We start from the raw sequence: 19,585 nt of genomic DNA, 5'->3' as shown, positions 1-19,585 counted from the left end.
CGCTTCGCTACCTTCGGGAGTCGGCTGACTGGCCGATCGTAACTCGATCGAGTGACGCTGCCGGGTGGCGCTAACGGGTAAAGCAGACCAATCGACGTCGTGGTCACACATCGCAACCGCCAGGAGCCGTGATGACCTATCCGACGCCCGTCTACGCCCCGCCTCCGGCCGCACCGCAGAAGCCCACACGATTCGGTGCGCTCGCCTGGGCCGCGGTGATCCTCGGGATCGTCGGTGTCGTCGGCTCGTGGGTCATCTTCCTCAACAACCTCACCGCGATCGCCGCGTTCGTCGGGATCGTGCTCGGCGTCATCGCGTTGTTCGGCACCCGCAAGGTTCTCGCGGCGATCGGTGTCGTCCTGTGCGTCCTGGCGATCGTCTTCACCGTGGTGGCGCAGCAGGCCGCGGTCGAGGAACTCGACAAGATCTTCAACGGTGACGTGAACCAGGGCCAGGTCGGCGCGCCCGGCGAGACCGCCCGGCAGGACGCGATCGCCGAGAACCCGACCTGGGGCAAGCGGTACTCGTGGGCGAACGGCCTCTCCGTAGACGTCGCCGCGCCGGTCGCGTGCACGCCCGGTCAGTACGCGGCGCCGCCGAACATCGCCCGCGCGGTGAAGTTCGAGATCACCATCACCAACGGGACGAGCGCCACGTTCGAGACCGCGCTGATGTCGGTCGGCACCGACGCGCAGTTCAACGGGCAGAAGGCCGACATGGTGTTCGACAGCAGCGGCGGCTGCGACAGCACGTTCGACTCGGCGACCGTGCTGCCGGGCAAGACCTACACCTTCCACGTCGCGTACGCGGTCGGCGCGCAGCCCGGTGAGATGCAGCTCGTGTTCGAGCCGACCTTCAACTCCGACAAGGCGGCGTTCGTCGGCCAGGCGTAAACCGTTCGCTCGCGGGCGGGCGAACGGGATACAAAACGGGGCATGTTGCGCAAGTACCCGCGAACGCCCCACCTGGAGGGCTCGCGCCTGCAACCGGGCGACTAGGACCTCGACCAGGTGCCGTTCCGCGCGATCGCGGGGCGGCACCTCGTCGTCGAGGAGAAGCTCGACGGTGCCAACGCGGGCATCAGCTTCGACTCCGGCGGTGTGCTGAAACTCCAGTCACGCGGCCATTTCCTGGCGGGCGGGCCGCGGGAACGGCAGTTCGCGCCGTTGAAGGCGTGGGCCGCGACGCACCAGGGCGTGCTGTGGGAGAGGCTCGGCACGCGGTACGTGCTCTACGGGGAATGGTTGTACGCCAAGCACACCGTGTTCTACGACGCGCTGCCGCACCACTTCTGCGAGTTCGACCTGCTCGACCGCTCTTCCGGGGAGTTCCTGTCCACACCGGAACGTCGCCGCGTGCTCGCCGGCACGCCGGTGGTGTCCGTGCCGGTGCTGCACGAGGGGCCGTTGCTCCGGTTGAAAAACCTGACCGCGTTGATCGGCCCGTCCCTGTGTCGCACGTCGGGGTGGCGTGACGCGCTGGTGGAGGCGGCGCGGGCGGCGGGGCAGGACCCGGAAGTCGTTGTCGCGGAGACGGATTCGGACGACGACATGGAAGGCCTCTACATCAAGGTGGAGGAGGACGGGCGCACGGTCGAGCGCTACAAGTGGGTGCGGCCGACGTTCGTCACCGCCGTGCTGGACTCGGGCAGCCACTGGCAGGACCGCCCGATCCTGCCGAACCGGGTGGTGGCCCGTGTTTGAGCAACTCTGCCCCACCGGTCCGCACTGGACTTTCGACTGGGACGCCGTCCGCTCGGCGTTCCCGTGGGTGCGCGCAATGGAAGACGTGCCGCAGGACCCGGTGCACCACGCCGAAGGTGACGTCGCCACGCACACCCGGATGGCCTGCGAGGCCCTGGTGTCGCTGCCCGAATGGCGCGCGCGTCCCGAACCGGACCGCGTGCGGTTGTTCGCGACGGTGCTGCTGCACGACGCCGCGAAGCCGTTCCGCACACAGATCGCGGACGGCCGCGTCACCGCGCACGGACACTCGCGCGCCGGAGATCTGCTGGCGCGCAAGCTGCTGTGGGAGATGGGACGTCCGATCGCCTGGCGCGAGCACGTCGCCGCGCTGGTGCGGCACCACCAGGTGCCGTTCTGGGCGTTGGAACGCCCCGACCTCGACCGCATCGCGTTCCGGGTGAGCCTGCTCGCGCGCAACGACGACCTGGCGACGCTCGCCCGCGCCGACATCCTCGGCCGGATCTGTGGCGACGCCGGCTCGGTGCTGGACAACATCGCGCTGTTCGAGGAGTACTGCCGCGAACGCGATTGCCTCGACCGTCCGCGCGCTTTCCCGTCCGACCACGCCCGCTTCCAGTACTTCCGCACGCCCGGCCGCGACCCGGACTACGCCGCCTACGACGACACGCGCGTCGAGGTGACGGTGCTGTCCGGCCTGCCGGGCGTCGGCAAGGACCACTGGATCGCCCAGCACCGTCCGGGCTGGCGCGTGGTGAGTCTCGACACGGTGCGCTCCCGGCTAGGCATCGCCCCTGACGGCGACCAGCGCGCGGTGGCCGCCGCGGCGTTCGAAGAAGCCCGCGTGCTCCTGCGCGCGGGGGAGCGGTTCGTCTGGAACGCGACCAACATCTCCCAGCAACTGCGGGAGCGCTGCATCGGACTCGCCGCCGACTACCACGCCCGGATCACCCTGATCGGGCTCGAAGCGCCGAAGAACGTGATCCACGCGCGCAACCGCGTCCGTCCGGAACCGGTGCCGGCCGCCGTGATCGACCGGCTCGCCGGCAAGTGGGAGGCGGTCGACCCCACCGAGGCGCACACCGTCGAACGGGTGGACACGACGCGGACCTCGACACGTCCGTAAGCCGCCGCAGGCAGCATCCGAGCCGCGCTCCAAGATCCATATATCGGTCGGCGGGGTCCGGCGCCGCGCGGCCTGTTTGCGCGTTCACCTTGATTATGTCAACCCGCCACCCCTGCTGACCTGGCCCTTAGCAATGACTCTTTGGACTTCGTCGTCAAAAGAGTCGTTGCAAAGGGGTGGATGAGGTGCGCCCGGCGGGCTGCGGAGGCCCGCCGGGCGCTGACGTATCGGTTGGCGAGGGCGGCAGCCGATATATCGGTGGGCAAGCGGTCAGCGGCGGTGTTCGCCGTGGTGGCCGATGGCTCGGACGAGCCAGAGGGTGCCCGCGCCGGCGACGACGAGGACGGCGATGCCGGTGAGGAAGCCGACGCTCGTGGACGAGTCGTCGGGCTGGGGCGGCGGGCTGCTGTTGGACTTCTGCTGCGCGATGGGCGGGACGTTCGTCATCTGCAGCGAGTTCGCCTTCACCAGGCCGGTGCCCTCCAGCAGGAGCATGTGCTTGAGCAGGAGGGTCAGGGCGGTCTGCGCGGCGATGCGCGCGGGGACGCTCCTGGTCGTCGCGCGGGCGTGGGCGACCTGGGTGATGAGCGAGCCGTCTGCGGCGCGGGACAGGTTCGCGTACATGCGGTCGAGCTCGTCCCCCGAACTGGACGAGATGGCGTTCGCCCACGACTTCTGTTCCGTCGTCGGTTCGACCGGGAGGTCCACGCCGATCTGCCGGGCGGCCTCGGTGACCGCCTGAGTCAGCTGGGTGTGCTCGGCGGCGAGCTGACCCGCGACCTTGCGGACCTTCGCGTCGCGGGCGCGATCGGAGCTCTCGCGGCTGGACGGTTTCTGCCAAAGTGAATGCTGGGTGAGCATCACGAGCAATTCCCGGTCCGACGGTTCTATGTTCTGGCCGATTACGCGTACCGCGTTCACCTGGGCCTTGGCCGTCACCAATTCGAGTGCCGACGGATCGACCCTGCCGGTGTTCTCCAGGACCGTCATTGTACGAATCAGCATTTGCACGGTCTGGTGGGCGAGTGTGCGAATTGTGGTGTTCTGCGTTGTTGCCCGCGTTTGCACGGCCATGACGAGAAGGCCGCCCTGGGTCTGCCGGACGATCGTCGCGTAGGCGCGGTCGTGGTTGTCCCCGGTGCGTTGCGCCATCTCGTCGATGAGCGCCTGGTGCTCACCGCTGACGTCGTTCGGCAGGACCACGCCGAGTCCTTCGGCGGATTTCAGGAGGTCGATGTCGAGTCGTGAATGCCCTTCGAAGATGTCCCGTCCGGCGTTGCTTATGCCTGAATTCGTCGTGCGTGCCGGAGCTTCTTTGCTCACCGGTATCAACCAAGAGTTTGCTTGGCGCAGAGATACCATGAATGAGCGGTCCGACGGCTGTACTTCTGTCGATTGCGCATTGGCCGGGACGACTCCGATGAAAGCCCCCAGAAATACGACAGACAGGATGGTAAACAGCGCTGCGTGCTGTCCCAGCGTGCCCAACCGGTGACGCATAGTGCCCGTTCCCTCCCGTGATCGAGCTGCCTTCAAAGGTGATACGCGCAGGTGAGGTCAGGGTTCACGGATGCGCTCAGGCATGCATGTGACGTGCATCACACGGCAATCTGCGAACCATTCGGACTGAATTTACGTACCCGAGAGGTTTTCGTGTTCGGGATGTACTATCTGGAGGATTCCATGCTCGGCCACCGAGTCGCTAGGTCTGCCGCCCGAAGCGAACCCGTCGCCGATATCTGGGGAGGTCGTCAGCTTCATGGGTGATCAGGGCAAGGTCGCACAAGCCCACCAGGACGAAGAATTGCTCACGCTGCTCTACAGTCAGTTTCAGCGGATGCTGTTCTCGCAGGTCCTGTGCCTGACCAACTACGACCGCCAGTGGACGGAAGACGTTGTTCAGGAGACGTTGATCAGGGCTTGGCAGAACTCCGCACATCTCGTTCGGGAACCCGGGATGTTGCGCGGTTGGCTTTGTACTGTGGCTCGTCGCATTGTGATCGACGGATGGCGAAGCCGACAGGCGCGCCCGCAGGAAGTGGAATTGTTGCGCCCGGACATCGCCGAATCTCCGGACGACACCGAACAGACACTTTCAGTGATGGTCATTACCGATGTAGTACGCCAATTGAGTGACGAACACCGTTCAGCCATCTACGAAACGTATGTCATGGGGCGAACGGTGAGGGAGGCCGCGATCGTTCTCGGAATTCCCGAAGGAACCGTCAAGTCCCGGCTGTACAAGGCGATGCACACGATCCGCCGGGCGCTGCAGGACAGGAGCTAGTGATGGTGACCCGTCAACCACATCACGAGCACGTGGGAGCAGGAGCAGGACAGGACCAGGACGACGAAAACCGCACGAGCCCGGAAGGGCCGTGCGGTGATGTCGCGGGGTACGCGCTGGGTGTGCTCGACCCGGCCGAGCACGTGATGTTCTCCCGGCACCTAGCCGGGTGCGAAGACTGCCGGCGCGACGTGGCCGACTTCGGCACGTTCGCGCCGATGTTGCGGCCGGTGCTGCGGGAGAACCCGCCCGGTGCGCGTCAGCCGTGCCCGATCGCTCGCAGCATCCTGCTGGTGGCGGCGGGCGTCGTGGTGGCCATCGCCGCGGTGCTGTCGGTCGTCGAGTCGCTGTCCTCGCACGCCGATCCGGTCGATGTCGGCAGTCTCACTCGAGCGCAGTCCACTCACGCCCAGCCGTTTGAGCTGCTCGGCCGTGTGTAACTCTCGCTGCGACACGGAGCGGGGGCCGGCGAGCAGGCAGGCGAGGCGGAGCCATCCGCGCATCAGCCTGGCCACGATCATCACTCGCTCCCACTCACCACTGCGAACAGCTCACAGTTCCGTTCACCGTTACCTGTGGGTAAGTTTGCCCGACGACGAAGCGCAGGTCTTTACGGTCGCTACCGAAGGAACCACCGAACCTTCGACCTGCGGTCCTCTCGGTACCGAAGGCAGGGGTAGACAGAGGTGACATCTCCACTGCTCGGCCGGGACGCGGAACTCGCGACTCTCGGACGCTTGCTGGACGACGCTGTGCAGGGAATGGGCTCCTGCGTGGTGGTGACCGGCGGGTTCGGCATCGGCAAGACAGCGCTGCTCGACGCGCTCGCCGCCGAGGCCCGCGGACGCGGGTTCACCGTCCGCCTGGCCAAGAGCGCCCGCCTGGAGAGCCACCTCCCCGGTGCCGTGGTCCGCCAGCTCGCGCCGTGCCTCGCCAACGAGCACGACCTGGAAGAGCTGTACGCGCGTGCCGCGAACTCCGCGCGCAAGGGCCCCATTCTCATGGTCATCGACGACGTGCACGTCGCCGACACCTTCTCCAAGCGCGCGCTCGCGTACCTGCGTCCACGGCTGCAGCAGATGCCGGTCGTCATCGCGCTGGGCGCGTCCCAGGGCTACCTCAACATCGACGAGGTCACGCTGCCCGAGATCGCCGGCGCCCACCCGCACCGGATCGATCTCGCCGGCCTCGACGTCGCGGCCATCGAAAGCCTCACCGAGACCTTTCCCGGTCGTGACGCGCGGCGTTGCCACGAGCTCACCGGCGGCAACCCCTATCTGCTCCAGGCCTTGCTGCGCGAGGAGGGTGAGGGTTCGGCGGCCGTCGGCGAGATGGTCGGCATGCGGCTGCGCGAGTACACCGGAGCCGCCGAGGTCGCGCGATCCGCGGCCGTCCTGGACGGCGACGCGGGCCTCGAGCTGCTGTCCGCGCTCACTGGCTTCGACGCGCTGCCCGCCGTCGACACGCTCGTCCGCCTCGGCGTGCTCGCCGACACCGACCCGCTGACGTTCCGGTATCCGTTCGTGCGCAACAGCATCCTGGCCGACATGCCGATCGCCGTCCGTTCCGCCGCGCACGCCCGCGCCGCCTGGCTGCTGTTCGAGTCGGACGCTCCCGACGAGCGCGTCGCCGAGCACGTGCTGAAGGCCAGATCCGTGCGCTTGCCGTGGTCTGTCGACGTGCTGCGCGAGGTCGGCGGCGTCGAGCACCTGGAACGGGCGCTCGAGGAGCACCTGTCCGATGAGGACCGGCTGGCGATCGAGGTCGAGCTCGGTCACACGGAACACCTGCAGGACAACGCACTGGGTCGCGATCGCGTCCGCGACGCCCTGGTGCAGTGCGAGGACCCGAACCTCGCCGCGAACGTCGCGCTGTCGTTGATCCAGCGCATGTGCACGGGCTCGGACGCGCACTTCGCGGTCTCACTGGCGATCATGGTCGTCGCGCGGCTGCTGCCGGAGGACCGGGACAAGGTCTGGAACCTCGTCTGCACCACCTATCTCCTGGCCGCCAACCGCAACGCGCACATGGCCAACTGCGCCGGCAGGTACTTCGACGACCTGGTCGGCGACGTCCCGAAAGACCCGAACCTCAAACGCGCCCGGTCGGCGTTGCTCGCGGTCGGCAACGCCCGCAGCGGTGACTCGTACGCCGAAGCCGTCGAGTACGCGCTGGAAGCACTCGAAGGCGACTGGGTCGACGTCTTCGGCGAGCCCTACATCTTCACGTTCATGGTGCCGGTGCTCGGCGACGATCCCGAGCACATCAACAAGTTCTGGCTCTCGCACAGCACCGCGCCGGTCTCGCACGACCCGCACCTGCGCCGCGGGATGCTCAGCATGATCGCCCGCGCCTCGACCTTCCACAACAGCGGCGACCTGGCCCGCGCGTACACGTTCCTGACGCCGCCGGTGTCGACCGGCAACGGGGACTGCCCCGCCGTCGTGCTCGCGACCGCGAAGCTGGCCGAGGTCTGCATCGAGATGGGGCAGTTCGACGAGGCCGCCCCGCTCGTCGCCGAGGACGGCGACTTGTTGCAGCACATCAACATCGTCTTCGCCCGCGGCCGGCTCAAGCTCGCGTCCTGCCACGCGGAGGGCGCGCTGGAGGACCTGCTGGAGGCGGGCCGGCGGCTCGCCGCCCGCGAGATGCCCAACCCCGCGCTGATGGCGTGGCGGCACCACGCCGTGCGCGCCTACCTGGCACTCGGCAACCGTGACGACGCCGCCAGGCTGGCGCACGAGGAACTCGACCTGGCCAAGCGGTGGGGTTCCCCGAGGGTGATCGGGACCGCGATGATGAGCGTCGGCATCAGTACCGACGACATCGACGTTCTCGTTGAGGCGGAACAGATCCTCGGCTCGTCACCGCACCGGCTGCTGCACGCCCAGTCGTCCTACTGGCTCGGCCACCACCTGCGCCGCAAGGGCCGCACCGAGGCAGCGGCCCCGCACCTGCGCAAGGCGTTCGAACTGGCTCGTCAACTGAGCGCGCACCCGCTGGCCAAGCTCGCGGGCGACGAGGTCCGCGACGAGGACGACCAGGTGCAGGGCCTGACCAAGCAGGAGAACCGGGTCGCGCGGATGGCGGCGCAGGGCCTGACGAACCGGCAGATCGCCGAAGCCCTGCACCTCACCCGCCGCACCGTCGAACTGCACCTGTCGAGCGCCTACCGCAAGCTCGGCATCACGGGACGAGCTGAGCTCGTCGCCGCCTTGTGGTCCTGACGGCGATCAGCAATCCCGTCAGCAACGCCATCATGATCACGGTGACGACCGACGACAGCACCAGGAACTCGTTGAGCCGCCCGCCAGCGAGGTAGGCGCCGAGCGCGACCGCGACGACCGCGCACACCGCACGGTCCATGATGGACTCCATCGACAGAAGCGTTGCGCGGTAACGGGAGTCCGGGATCGCGTCGTTGAGCAGCTTCTTCTGGAGGGGGAAGCTCATGCCCGCAGTCACGGAGAACAAGCACAGCAAAACGATCGTCACGACGCCGCCGGACGGCACGATGAAGCCGATCGCCAGCGCCATCACGACGGTCAGCAGGAACACCGACCTGGCCGGCCCGATCCTGCGCGACAGCCAGTGCGGGCGGGCGGCCGCGATCGCCTCGAAGATCGTCATCGCGGCGAGCACCGAGCCGTACCAGCCGACCGAGACGTCCTTCGACTCCAGCACCGGCTGGAACAGGTTCACCTGCAGGATCCGCACGAGTGTGAACATCGCGATGCCCTGGATCATCAGCAACAGCAGCCAGCGCGACGTCCTGAGCGAGCCGAACGCGCCACCGACGCCCGCGAGCAGCTTCGCCGTCTTGCCCTCCGGGCGTCGCCAGTTCGGAATCGGCGGCAGCCGCAGCGCCAGCACGACGGCGATCGCGGCGTTGATCGCGGTGAGCCAGTACGGCGACGGCATGTTCCACTGCATCAGCAGGCCGATCACCGGCCAGTACACGATCTTGCCGACCAGGCTGTACGACCGTCCGACGCCCTCGACCTTCAGGTAGAGGTGCCCGGCGTCGTGTGCGTGCAGGTACTCGTAGAGGTACGCGCTCTGAGCACCGGAGATCAGCGACCTCGCCAGCGCGATCAGCAGGAAGTGCACCAGGAACCCGGTGTAGTTCCCGGCGAGCACCGGCACCAGGTTCGCGACGACCAGCACGCTCGCGCCGAGCCACAGCGACGTGCGGTAGTCGAAGCGGTCCGCGACCATGCCGGTCGGGATCTCCAGCAGGCAGAACGCGATGTAGTAGATCGACTGGATGCCGAAGATCTCGGCGTCGCTGAGCCCGAGCTGCTTCTGGTACTCGTAGAAGATCGGGATCCACAGCAGCAGCCCGAAGAAGAACTGGAAGCCGTACGTCAGGCGGACGGCACGCGCCACATCCGGAGTCGCCGGTACGCGAAGACCCAGCATCAGATCGAGTACGGCCGCAGTTGCAGGACGTACAGGACGTCGTCGGTGGCGAGCCACTCGATGTCGACCGGCGAGTCGAACGTGTAGTCCGGCGAGAAGTGCGCCTGCAGCAGCCGTCCGACGATCGCGAGCCGTTGCAACTGCGCGTGGGCCTTGATGCCGAGATCTTCTTTCGCGTCACCGAGGGAGACCGTACGGCCGCCACCCTCCACAGTGGAGTAGAGGTACTGCATCGGCTGCTTCGAGCCTTCGACGACGTCGGTGACGTTCGGCGAGACGTTGACGTAGACGTTGCGGAAGTCGTTGCGGTTCATCGGGTTCGTCGTGACCATGACCCCGCCGAAGTCGGCCCTGACCTGCTCCTGGACCACGACGCCCATGAAGCAGTCGTCCAGCGAGATGCCCGCCTGCTGCCGGAGACGGACGCTGCGGGCGGACACGAGGGACGCCCACACCTCCTTGACCGACTCCACGATCTTCTCGGCGGTGGTCACGTGGTTGTACGACTCGTAGATGCCCGCGGCGGAGAACCCGGCGAGGTCCTCGGCGTTCGACGAGCTGCGCACCACGAACGTCCGCACGCCCGCGAGGTTCTCGACCAGCGCGGTGTCCAGTTCGGACAGCAGGTAGTCCGGCACGCGGGTCTTGCGGATCAGCTGCTGCAGCTCGACGCACAACGGCTCGATCTCACGGGCGTTGAGCTCCAGCGCCATCTTCAGCTTGCCGATGGCCTGCTGGATCTTCGGCGACGACTCCAGGAAACCCTGGTGCATCGAGAACGGGAGGGCGACGCCGCGCGGCACCCGCACCCGTTCCGCGAGCAACTGCTGGGCGGCGGCGAGCAGGTCGTCGTCCTCGGTCTTGTGCAGCAGCTTCGCCAGGTACGGCATGAGGTTGTCGCGCGGCGGACGCGGCACCGAGAAGAACCCGAGCAGACGGCGCGGCGACTCGGTGGCGAGCACGTGGTGCAGTTCGCCGAGGTTCGCGGCCTTCGTGCCGTAGCGGTGGCGGTCGTTGTAGCGGATCCTGCCGAGGGCGAGGATCGGGTTGTAGGTGTGCTCGGGTTCGTCGAGCGTGACGCGCTGCGCGTACCAGGCAGGCCGCTGGCCGGCGTCCTGCGGCTCGTCGATCAGCTGGAGCCCGACCTCGGCGCTGCGCGGGGACACCTCGTACTCGACCCACTGGCCGTCGAGGTTCTCCCGATCGATCAGGTCGAACGCGCCGATCTGGATGGCGTTCGGGATGGACCAGCCGGTCGCGAGGACGTTCGTGTGCGACAGGGGAGTGGTGTGCCCGGCGTTGATGATGCCGGCGAGCCGCGGAATGTCGTCCGGAACGCGGTGCATCACCACGATGTCGAACCACTCCAGCGTGTTCTCGCGGTACTCCTGCTCGCTGCGGAATGCGCGCAAACGGCCCTTCGTGATGCCGGGGTTCAACGCGACGAACTCAGCCGTCGAGAACAATTCGTGCGCCAGGATCCGTGGAAGCCTTTCCGCGGGCAGCTCCGCCACTTCCTGTTCCTGGAGATGGTTCGCCGGCTTGAAGAACAACGGCACGGCGGCGTCGACGTTCTTGCGCACCTCGGCGTAGAAGAACTCGATCATGTCCGCCGACATGGTGTCGACCTCGACCGTCTCCAGCGAGAACATCCGCCTGTCCTCGCGCTTGTGCAGCGACAGGATACCGAGGAAGAACCGCCGGTCAGAGGCGTGGTAGAAGCTCTGGTTGAACTCGTCGATCCGCGCGCGCATCTCGGTCTCGGCGATGTCCAGGATCTCGGTGCCGATGTAAAGCGCGTGGAACTCGTGACGTGCGTTGTTCAAGAAGTGGATCGTCCCGTTGTGCCGGTCGACCACCACCTTGACGAATGAATAACCACCCAGACTGCCGGACAGCTGGTTGAATGCCGACATAGTCAGCTGTTCCCCGACCAACCCCGCCACGTCGGCTTCCTGGACAGCCACACCCGCTCCTCTCGTGCGCCATTGCAACGAGCAAGTGTGACACCCGGGAGTTTGGGGTTATTCCGGTTGAAATCTCAATTGGCGGCCGTTCGGTTCACTTTCTCTTAAACTGTCGTCAAGTGGAGACCGGCGTCACCTCCCGTTGGGTGAACAATCCAACGTGGTGGGACGCCGGTCTCGTGATGTGAGCCGAACTTCCGGTCCGTGATCTGGGTTACCCCAGCCGGACGGACTCCCTGGCGAGGGTCTCGACGCGCTCCCAGTCGCCCTGCACGAGGGCGTCCTTCGGGGCCAGCCACGAGCCGCCGACGCAGCCGACGTTGGCCAGCGCCAGGTAGTTCGGCGCGCTCTGCGGCGTGATGCCGCCTGTCGGGCAGAACCGCACGTGCGGGACCGGGCCGCCGATCGACTTCAGGTAGTCGACGCCACCCGCCGCCTCGGCCGGGAAGAACTTCAGCGCGGTCAGCCCGCGCTCGGCCAGTCGCAGCACCTCGGACACCGTCGCCGCGCCCGGCAGGTAGGGCAGCCCGGTCGCGTCGGCGGCGTCGAGCACCCGGTCGGTCGTGCCGGGGGTGACGAGGAACGCGGCCCCGGCCTTCGCCGCCTGCTCCGCGTGCTCCGGCGCCGTGACGGTGCCCGCGCCGATCACGATCTCCGGCACCTCGCGCGCGACGTTCTCGATCGCGGCGAGCGCGGCAGGGGTGCGCAGCGTGAGTTCGATGACGCGAACGCCCCCGCGCAGCAGTGCCTGGGCGAGCGGCACAGCGTGGTCGGCGTCGTCGACCACGACGACGGGGATGACGGGCGACAGCGCGAGCAGGTCCGCCCCGGTGGTCACCCGAAGATTGTCACCGTTGGTCACGAGTGCACTCCTTGCCAGATCTCTTGGCCAGATCTCTTGATCGAAAACCGATATATCGCAGGCCGTCCTCGTGCTCGTCCTGCCTGCCCCGGATGCAAAATACGTTTGCGGACGAAGTCAAAAGACTCATTGCAAAGGCGGGCGGGCAGGGTCGGCGAGACAAGCGGTCGGCTGCTGTGGTCGGGCTGTGGGTCACGCTGAACCGCCCCTTTGCAATGAGTCATTTGCGGACGAAGTCCAGAGACTCGTTGCTAAGGGGCAGGTCAGCGGTGGTGTCGGAGCCAATATATTGGTCGTGCGGATGTCGGGACAGCGGGCTAGTGGTGCGTGACCGGGGCGAAGTGGTCGGCGGTGATGGGGCCGAACACCGTCGCACCGCGGTCGGCCGGTCCGACGCTACGGCGTAGCGCGGCGAACAGCTCGCGGCCCGTGCCCATCCACTCGCGGCTCGTCGGTGGGAAGTCCACCAGGGGGCGCGTGGCCAGTTCCTCCGCGGACACCTGGATCTCCAACGTGCCCGCGGTGGCGTCCAGCCGCACGACGTCACCGTCGCGGACCCGGCCGAGCGGGCCGCCGACGGCGGCTTCCGGGGTCAGCTGGATGGCGGCCGGGATCTTGCCCGAGGCGCCGGACATGCGGCCGTCGGTCACGAGGGCGACCTTGTAGCCGCGGTCCATCAGCACGCCGAGCGGTGGCGTCAGCTTGTGCAGTTCGGGCATGCCGTTGGCCTGGGGGCCCTGCTGGCGGACGACGACGACCACGTCGCGGTCGAGCTCGCCCGCCTTGAAGGCCTCCTGGAACGCCTCCTGGGTGGTGAAGACGCGGGCGGGGGCCTCGACGACGTGGTTCTCCGTCGCCACGGCCGAGACCTTGATGACCGCGCGGCCGAGGTTGCCGGTGAGCATGCGCAGGCCGCCGTCGGAGGCGAACGGGTCCGTGGCCGGGCGCAGGACCTCGAGGTCCAGGGAGCGGCCGGGGCCGTCGACCCAGACCAGTTCGCCGTCGGCCAGCATCGGCTCCTGGCGGTAGCGGTTCAGGCCGTGGCCCGCGACGGTGTTGACGTCGGCGTGCAGCAGGCCGGAGTCGAGCAGGGTGCCGACGACGAACTGGACACCGCCCGCCGCCTGGAAGTGGTTGATGTCGGCGCTGCCGTTCGGGTAGACCCGCGCGATCAGCGGCACGATCGCCGACAGGTCGTTCAGGTCGTCCCAGCTCAGGTCGATGCCCGCGGCGGCGGCGATGGCCACCAGGTGCATCGTGTGGTTCGTGGAGCCGCCGGTGGCCAGCAGCGCGACGACGCCGTTGACCACAGCCTTCTCGTCGACGATGTGCGCGATCGGGGTGTAGCCCTCGCCCTTGGCCATCTCGACGGCGCGGCGGCCGGCGTGCTCGGTCAGGGCACGGCGCAACGTGGTGCCCGGCGGGACGAACGAGGCGCCGGGCAGGTGCAGGCCCATGACCTCGACGACCATCTGGTTCGAGTTCGCCGTGCCGTAGAACGTGCAGGTGCCGGGGGAGTGGTACGAGGCGGCCTCGGCCTCCAGCAGGTCGTCGCGCGACGCCTTGCCCTCCGCGTAGAGCTGCCGGACGCGGGCCTTCTCCTTGTTCGACAGGCCGGACGACATCGGGCCCGCGGGCACCAGGATCGCCGGCAGGTGCCCGAACGACAGCGCGCCGATCAGCAGGCCCGGCACGATCTTGTCGCAGACGCCGAGCAGCACCGCGGCGTCGAACATCTCGTGCGACAGGGCCACACCGGTCGACATGGCGATGACGTCGCGGCTGAACAGCGACAGCTCCATGCCCTCACGGCCCTGGGTGATGCCGTCGCACATCGCGGGCACGCCGCCCGCGAACTGGGACACGCCGCCCACAGCGCGGACCGCGTCCTTGATCCAGGACGGGTACTCCTGGAACGGCTGGTGGGCCGACAGCATGTCGTTGTAGGAGGACACGATCGCGACGTTGGACTTGCGCAGCGCGCGCAGCGCCGCCTTGTCGCCGCCGGTGATTCCGGCGAAGCCGTGCGCCAGGTTGCTGCACGCGAAGCCGGACCGGGACGTTCCGTCCTGCGCGGCGGCGGCCACGCGTTCGAGGTACACGCGACGCGAATCGGCGCTTCGGGCGGCGATCCGGCGTGTCACCTCTGTCAGAACAGGATGCAGTTCGGTCATGGGGGTCTCCGGGTCATCACGGGCCGTGGTGGGGCCCTTACGAGACGACAACGGTGGCGTCCCACGGACGGGCGTGACGCCACACACAGTAAGTCATGGCTGGTCGCGGACACAAAAACGATTCAGTAGATGGGAGGCGACCAGTTTTGAATCTTGGCGTGTGGTGCTTGTCACATGGCTTGAGATTGGGCAGAGTGCGGGGCACGACCTTGGAACGGAGGTGTCCCATGAACTCCACGGAGATCGTCGAGCTGCGCCGGGTCATCGGTCAGATGCGGCATGCCGTCAGCAACCTGCGCGCCAGGTATGGCGACGTGGCAGCCGTTCAACGCCTGGCCAACGACGTGGAACGCATGGACATCGACGCAACCGAACTCGTCGACCTGAGCACCCCGAGGCAGCGCGAAGCGCCTCAAGTGGAACGCGAGGTCGTGGTCGTGCCAGACACGCCCTACGACGAGTCGCTCTGGAAGGACGCAGACGACGAAGGACTCGGTGGCTACCGCAACCGGACCTGAGCCGAGCTGACCACGCGGCCCCCGCCTGACGCGGGGGCCGTAGTCGTTCCTCCACAACGACGTGGACCCCCAGAAAGGTGAGTAATGGCGAGGGCAGAGATCGCCGCCAGGACTCTGCGCACGGACCGATGGTGGTTGCCGCCGCTGACGACATTCGTCGGCTTGCTGCTCATCTCGATCTACGCGGCGTTCCGCACGTTCCAGGGGGACTACTACTGGGTCGACCAGTACCACTACCTCACACCGATGTACTCGCCGTGCCTCACGGAGGAGTGCGTCCCGGCGGCCTCGCACTTCGGCCAGTGGTTTCCGGCGCTGCCCGGCTTCCTGACTCCGCCGCTGCTGATCATCCCGTTCCTGCTGGGATTCCGGATCACCTGCTACTACTACCGCAAGGCCTACTACCGCGCGGCCTGGGCGTCGCCGCCCGCGTGCGCCGTGGCCGAGCCGCACAGCAAGTACACCGGCGAGACCAGGTTCCCGCTCATCGCGCAGAACCTGCACCGCTACTTCTTCTACGCGGCCTCGCTCCTGCTGCTGGTGAACATCTACGACGCGGTCTCCGCGTTCAGCACCGGTGTGGGCCTCGGCAACCTCGTCCTGCTGGTCAACGTCGGCCTGCTGGGCGCGTACACGCTGTCGTGCCACTCGTGCCGCCACATCGCGGGCGGGCGGCTCAAGCACTTCTCCAAGCACCCGGTCCGGTACTGGATGTGGACGCAGATCTCGAAGCTGAACAACCGGCACATGCAACTCGCCTGGGCCTCGCTGATCTTCGTCTGCGTCACGGACCTGTACGTCGCGCTGGTCGCCTCGGGAACGATCTCCGACCTCCGCTTCATCAACTAAGGAGTGGTTTTGCCCGAGCTGGAAAGGCATTCGTTCGACGTTCTCGTGATCGGCGCGGGTGGTGCCGGTCTGCGAGCCGCGATCGAGGCCCGTGAGCACGGCCTGCGCACCGCCGTTCTCTGCAAGTCGTTGTTCGGCAAGGCCCACACCGTCATGGCCGAGGGCGGGATCGCCGCCGCCATGGGCAACGCGAACGAGAGCGACAACTGGCAGGTCCACTTCCGCGACACCATGCGCGGCGGCAAGTTCCTCAACAACTGGCGCATGGCCGAACTGCACGCACAGGAAGCGCCGCAACGGGTCTGGGAACTCGAGACCTACGGCGCGCTGTTCGACCGCACCAAGGACGGCCGGATCTCGCAACGCAACTTCGGCGGCCACGAGTACCCGCGACTCGCGCACGTCGGCGACCGCACCGGTCTCGAACTGATCCGCACGCTGCAGCAGAAGATCGTGTCGTTGCAGCAGGAGGACTTCAAGGAGTTCGGCGACTACGAGGCACGCCTGCGGGTGTTCCAGGAGTTCACCGTCACCGACCTCGCCAAGGACGGCGACAAGGTCGCCGGCGCGTTCGGCTACTGGCGAGAGTCCGGCCGGTTCGTGCTGTTCGAGGCACCGGCGGTGATCCTCGCGACCGGCGGCATCGGCAAGTCGTTCAAGGTCACCTCGAACTCCTGGGAGTACACCGGCGACGGCCACGCGCTCGCGATGCGCGCAGGGGCCTCGCTGATCAACATGGAGTTCATCCAGTTCCACCCCACCGGGATGGTCTGGCCGCCGTCCGTCAAGGGCATCCTCGTCACCGAGTCCGTGCGCGGTGACGGTGGCGTGCTGCGCAACTCCGACGGCAAGCGGTTCATGTTCGACTACATCCCCGAGGTGTTCAAGGACAAGTACGCGGACAACGAGGAGGAGGCCGACCGCTGGTACACCGACCAGGCGAACAACCGGCGTCCTCCGGAACTGCTGCCGCGTGACGAGGTCGCCCGCGCGATCAACTCCGAGGTCAAGGCCGGGCGCGGCTCACCGCACGGCGGCGTTTTCCTCGACGTGTCCACACGTCTGCCCGCCGAGGAGATCCGGCGGCGGCTGCCGTCCATGCACCACCAGTTCAAGGAACTGGCCGATGTGGACATCACCGCGCAGCCGATGGAGGTCGGCCCGACCTGTCACTACGTGATGGGCGGCGTCGAGGTCGAACCGGACACCGGATCGTCTTCTGTGCCAGGGCTTTTCGCCGCCGGTGAGGTCTCCGGTGGCATGCACGGCTCGAACCGGCTCGGCGGCAACTCGCTGTCGGACCTGCTGGTGTTCGGGCGCAGGGCGGGAGCCGGCGCCTCGGAGTACGTGCGGGCGATGACCGAACGCCCTGTGGTGCCGGAGGAACTCGTCACCGAGGCACGCGAGACGGCCCTCAAACCCTTCCAGCAGGAAGGCGGCGAGAACCCGTACACGCTGCACATGGAACTGCAGCAGTCGATGAACGACCTCGTCGGCATCATCCGCAAGGCGGGTGAGATGGAAGAGGCGTTGCAGCGGCTGGAGAAGCTCAAGGAACGCGCGCAGGCGCTGACCGTCGAGGGACACCAGCAGTTCAACCCCGGCTGGCACCTCGCCCTCGACCTGCGCAACATGCTGCTGGTGTCGGAGTGCGTGGCGAAGGCGGCGTTGCTGCGCACGGAGTCGCGCGGCGGCCACACCCGCGACGACCATCCGGGGATGGACTCGGAGTGGCGCCGGAAACTGTTGGTGTGCAAGGTGTCCGGTGACGGGGCCGAGGTGACGGAGAAGCCGCAGATCCCGATCCGGCACGACCTGCTGGACCTGTTCGACCGCAGCGAGTTGGAGAAGTACCTCACCGCCGAGGAGTTGTCATGAGCTACCAGGGGAAGTTCCGGGTGTGGCGCGGTGACGACTCCGGCGGTGCGCTGGAGGACTTCACCGTCGAGGTCAACGAGGGCGAGGTCGTCCTCGACATCATCCACCGGCTGCAGGCCACGCAGACGCCGGACCTCGCGGTGCGGTGGAACTGCAAGGCGGGCAAGTGCGGCTCGTGCTCCGCGGAGATCAACGGACGCCCGCGGCTGCTCTGCATGACCCGGATGTCGATCTTCGACGAGTCGGAGACGATCACGGTCACGCCGATGCGGACGTTCCCGATCATCCGCGACCTCGTGACCGACGTGTCCTTCAACTACACCAAGGCGCGCGAGGTCCCGTCGTTCGCGCCGCCGAAGGACCTGGCACCGGGCGAGTACCGGATGCAGCAGGTCGACGTCGAGCGCTCGCAGGAGTTCCGCAAGTGCATCGAGTGCTTCCTGTGCCAGAACACCTGCCACGTGGTGCGTGACCACGAGGAGAACAAGGAGGCGTTCTCGGGACCGCGGTTCCTCATGCGGGTCGCCGAACTGGAGATGCACCCGCTCGACACCGCGGACCGCGTCGACCAGGCCCAGGAACAACACGGGCTCGGTCTCTGCAACATCACCAAGTGCTGCAGCGAGGTGTGCCCCGAGCACATCCACATCACCGACAACGCGCTCATCCCCATGAAGGAGCGCGTCGCCGACCGCAAGTACGACCCGATCGTCTGGCTCGGCAACAAGCTGTTCAAGCGGTCTTAGCGACGGCCTGCGGTATGACCAGTCCGGACTCGTAGGCCATCACGACGGCCTGAGCCCGGCTGGTCAGCCGCAGCTTCGTCATCACGCGGTTGAGGTGCGTCTTCACCGTGCCCTCCGTGACCGTCAGCCTGGTCGCGATCGCCGTGTTCGTCAGGCCGGTGCCGACGAGCCGGAGCACCTCGCGTTCGCGGTCCGTGAGCTCGTCCAGCCCGACCGAACTCCACGGCGAGACAGCCGAATCACCCCTCAGGTACGCCGCCACGAGCCTGCGCATCACCGTGGGGCCGAACTGCATCTCCCCGGACGCGACGGCGGTGATCGCGGCGATCAGCCTGGCCGGTTCGGACTCCTTCAGCACGAACCCCGCCGCGCCCAGCCGCAACGCCTCGTGGACGTACTCGTCCAGGTCGAAGGTGGTCAGCACCAGCACCCGCGCGGACGCCGCGGCACGGGTGAGCGCCGCCAGCCCCGGCAGGCGGATGTCCAGCAGGATCACGTCCGGTCTCGACGACCCGGCCAGCGCGCAGGCGGTGTCGCCGTCCCCGGCCTCGCCGACGACGGTCAGATCTGGTGCAGCATTCAGCAAGGCGACCAGGCCGGCACGGAACAACGGCTGGTCGTCGACTACGAGTACGCGCGTCACAATGCCCTCATTCTTGTGACGTCACCGCGGTAGATCCCCCACCAGGAGCGTACCGCGAAAGTTGACGGGAGATCCACTCTTCGTGAGACGACCCGGTTCCGCCTCCGTCGCTACGTTCGGCGCCATGCGAACCGCATCGGCCGATCTGCTCGCCGTCCGGACGATCACCGTGGACGGCTCGGACGTCTACCTCCGGGTCACGAACAGTCCCGTCGACCTGGAGATCCGGTGGTCCCGCGACGGCGACCACCGGGTGGCGGGCAGCCCCGTGCTGTTCCCGGCGGGGGACCGCGCGCGCCGGTTGCTCGGCACGAACTTCCGCGCCGGCACCACGTTCTGCCTCGACGTGGTGGGGCAGGCGGCCGAGGACTGGTGCGGTGTCGTCGACTGGAACGTCTGACCTTCCGAAG

Annotated in this window: 17 protein-coding genes; 11 read left to right on the top strand and 6 right to left on the bottom strand. The window is 67.4% G+C overall.

The window, feature by feature from the left end; genetic code table 11:
- Nucleotides 1–131 precede the first annotated feature (131 nt).
- From OG205_RS21950 to OG205_RS21940, 3 genes are all read left to right on the top strand, one after another.
- Entirely contained in the window at nucleotides 132–893 is a 762-nt protein-coding gene (locus tag OG205_RS21950) for a hypothetical protein (protein ID WP_330269999.1), read from the top strand.
- Between the two features lie 117 nt (nucleotides 894–1,010).
- Nucleotides 1,011–1,703 (top strand): RNA ligase family protein, encoded by a 693-nt coding sequence (locus OG205_RS21945; RefSeq protein WP_330269998.1) that lies wholly within the window; start codon nucleotides 1,011–1,013, stop codon nucleotides 1,701–1,703.
- Nucleotides 1,696–2,829 (top strand): AAA family ATPase, encoded by a 1,134-nt coding sequence (locus OG205_RS21940; protein WP_330269997.1) that lies wholly within the window; start codon nucleotides 1,696–1,698, stop codon nucleotides 2,827–2,829. The genes OG205_RS21945 and OG205_RS21940 overlap by 8 nt, the downstream gene beginning before the upstream one ends.
- 270 nt (nucleotides 2,830–3,099) lie before the next feature.
- Here OG205_RS21940 and OG205_RS21935 read toward each other — a convergent pair whose 3' ends face one another.
- Nucleotides 3,100–4,329 (bottom strand): DUF4142 domain-containing protein, encoded by a 1,230-nt coding sequence (locus OG205_RS21935; RefSeq protein WP_330269996.1) that lies wholly within the window; start codon nucleotides 4,327–4,329, stop codon nucleotides 3,100–3,102.
- 259 nt (nucleotides 4,330–4,588) lie between these two features.
- On the opposite strand from OG205_RS21935, the gene OG205_RS21930 reads away from it, so the two are divergent.
- The 3 genes from OG205_RS21930 to OG205_RS21920 all read left to right on the top strand — a co-directional run bounded on the left by OG205_RS21930 (nucleotide 4,589) and on the right by OG205_RS21920 (nucleotide 8,343).
- Complete coding sequence (locus tag OG205_RS21930; protein WP_330269995.1) at nucleotides 4,589–5,116, top strand: sigma-70 family RNA polymerase sigma factor; 528 nt, start codon at nucleotides 4,589–4,591, stop codon at nucleotides 5,114–5,116.
- 2 nt (nucleotides 5,117–5,118) lie between these two features.
- A complete protein-coding gene (locus OG205_RS21925) occupies nucleotides 5,119–5,556 on the top strand; it encodes a zf-HC2 domain-containing protein (protein WP_330269994.1) in 438 nt (145 codons plus the stop codon).
- Between the two features lie 246 nt (nucleotides 5,557–5,802).
- Nucleotides 5,803–8,343 carry a helix-turn-helix transcriptional regulator gene (locus OG205_RS21920; RefSeq protein ID WP_330269993.1) on the top strand — a complete coding sequence of 847 codons (2,541 nt, stop codon included), beginning with the start codon at nucleotides 5,803–5,805 and terminating at the stop codon, nucleotides 8,341–8,343.
- On the opposite strand, the gene OG205_RS21915 is transcribed toward OG205_RS21920, so the two are convergent.
- The 4 genes from OG205_RS21915 to edd form a co-directional block, all read right to left on the bottom strand.
- The gene (locus OG205_RS21915) at nucleotides 8,303–9,538 is read right to left on the bottom strand and encodes an MFS transporter (RefSeq protein WP_330269992.1); all 1,236 of its coding nucleotides are present in this window, start codon (nucleotides 9,536–9,538) and stop codon (nucleotides 8,303–8,305) included. The two genes, OG205_RS21920 and OG205_RS21915, sit on opposite strands and share 41 nt — an antisense overlap.
- Nucleotides 9,538–11,505, bottom strand: a complete 1,968-nt coding sequence (locus tag OG205_RS21910) for a PEP/pyruvate-binding domain-containing protein (protein ID WP_330269991.1) — start codon at nucleotides 11,503–11,505, stop codon at nucleotides 9,538–9,540. Before OG205_RS21910 ends, OG205_RS21915 begins: the two co-directional genes overlap by 1 nt.
- A gap of 214 nt (nucleotides 11,506–11,719) precedes the next feature.
- Nucleotides 11,720–12,343 (bottom strand): bifunctional 4-hydroxy-2-oxoglutarate aldolase/2-dehydro-3-deoxy-phosphogluconate aldolase, encoded by a 624-nt coding sequence (gene eda / locus OG205_RS21905; protein ID WP_330278201.1) that lies wholly within the window; start codon nucleotides 12,341–12,343, stop codon nucleotides 11,720–11,722.
- A gap of 341 nt (nucleotides 12,344–12,684) precedes the next feature.
- A complete protein-coding gene (edd, locus tag OG205_RS21900; RefSeq protein ID WP_330269990.1) occupies nucleotides 12,685–14,541 on the bottom strand; it encodes a phosphogluconate dehydratase in 1,857 nt (618 codons plus the stop codon).
- A gap of 227 nt (nucleotides 14,542–14,768) precedes the next feature.
- On the opposite strand from edd, the gene OG205_RS21895 reads away from it, so the two are divergent.
- The 4 genes from OG205_RS21895 (at nucleotide 14,769) to OG205_RS21880 (ending at nucleotide 18,532) form a co-directional block, all read left to right on the top strand.
- On the top strand, nucleotides 14,769–15,059 hold the full coding sequence (locus tag OG205_RS21895; protein ID WP_093599759.1) for a hypothetical protein: 291 nt from the start codon (nucleotides 14,769–14,771) through the stop codon (nucleotides 15,057–15,059).
- A gap of 84 nt (nucleotides 15,060–15,143) precedes the next feature.
- Nucleotides 15,144–15,908, top strand: a complete 765-nt coding sequence (locus tag OG205_RS21890; RefSeq protein WP_330269989.1) for a hypothetical protein — start codon at nucleotides 15,144–15,146, stop codon at nucleotides 15,906–15,908.
- A 9-nt stretch (nucleotides 15,909–15,917) separates the two neighbouring features.
- On the top strand, nucleotides 15,918–17,786 hold the full coding sequence (locus tag OG205_RS21885; RefSeq protein WP_330269988.1) for a fumarate reductase/succinate dehydrogenase flavoprotein subunit: 1,869 nt from the start codon (nucleotides 15,918–15,920) through the stop codon (nucleotides 17,784–17,786).
- Nucleotides 17,783–18,532: a succinate dehydrogenase/fumarate reductase iron-sulfur subunit gene (locus OG205_RS21880; protein WP_319978323.1), complete on the top strand. Its 750-nt coding sequence runs from the start codon at nucleotides 17,783–17,785 to the stop codon at nucleotides 18,530–18,532. Before OG205_RS21885 ends, OG205_RS21880 begins: the two co-directional genes overlap by 4 nt.
- On the opposite strand, the gene OG205_RS21875 is transcribed toward OG205_RS21880, so the two are convergent.
- Entirely contained in the window at nucleotides 18,519–19,175 is a 657-nt protein-coding gene (locus OG205_RS21875) for a response regulator transcription factor (protein ID WP_330269987.1), read from the bottom strand. The two genes, OG205_RS21880 and OG205_RS21875, sit on opposite strands and share 14 nt — an antisense overlap.
- Nucleotides 19,176–19,299: 124 nt before the next feature.
- Between OG205_RS21875 and OG205_RS21870 the strand changes: the two genes are divergently transcribed.
- Nucleotides 19,300–19,575 carry a hypothetical protein gene (locus tag OG205_RS21870; RefSeq protein WP_330269986.1) on the top strand — a complete coding sequence of 92 codons (276 nt, stop codon included), beginning with the start codon at nucleotides 19,300–19,302 and terminating at the stop codon, nucleotides 19,573–19,575.
- Nucleotides 19,576–19,585: the final 10 nt, after the last annotated feature.

Source organism: Lentzea sp. NBC_00516 (assembly GCF_036346835.1).
In the GTDB taxonomy this organism is placed as follows: Bacteria; Actinomycetota; Actinomycetes; order Mycobacteriales; family Pseudonocardiaceae; genus Lentzea; species Lentzea sokolovensis.
This window is presented reverse-complemented; position numbering and strand designations above follow the sequence as displayed.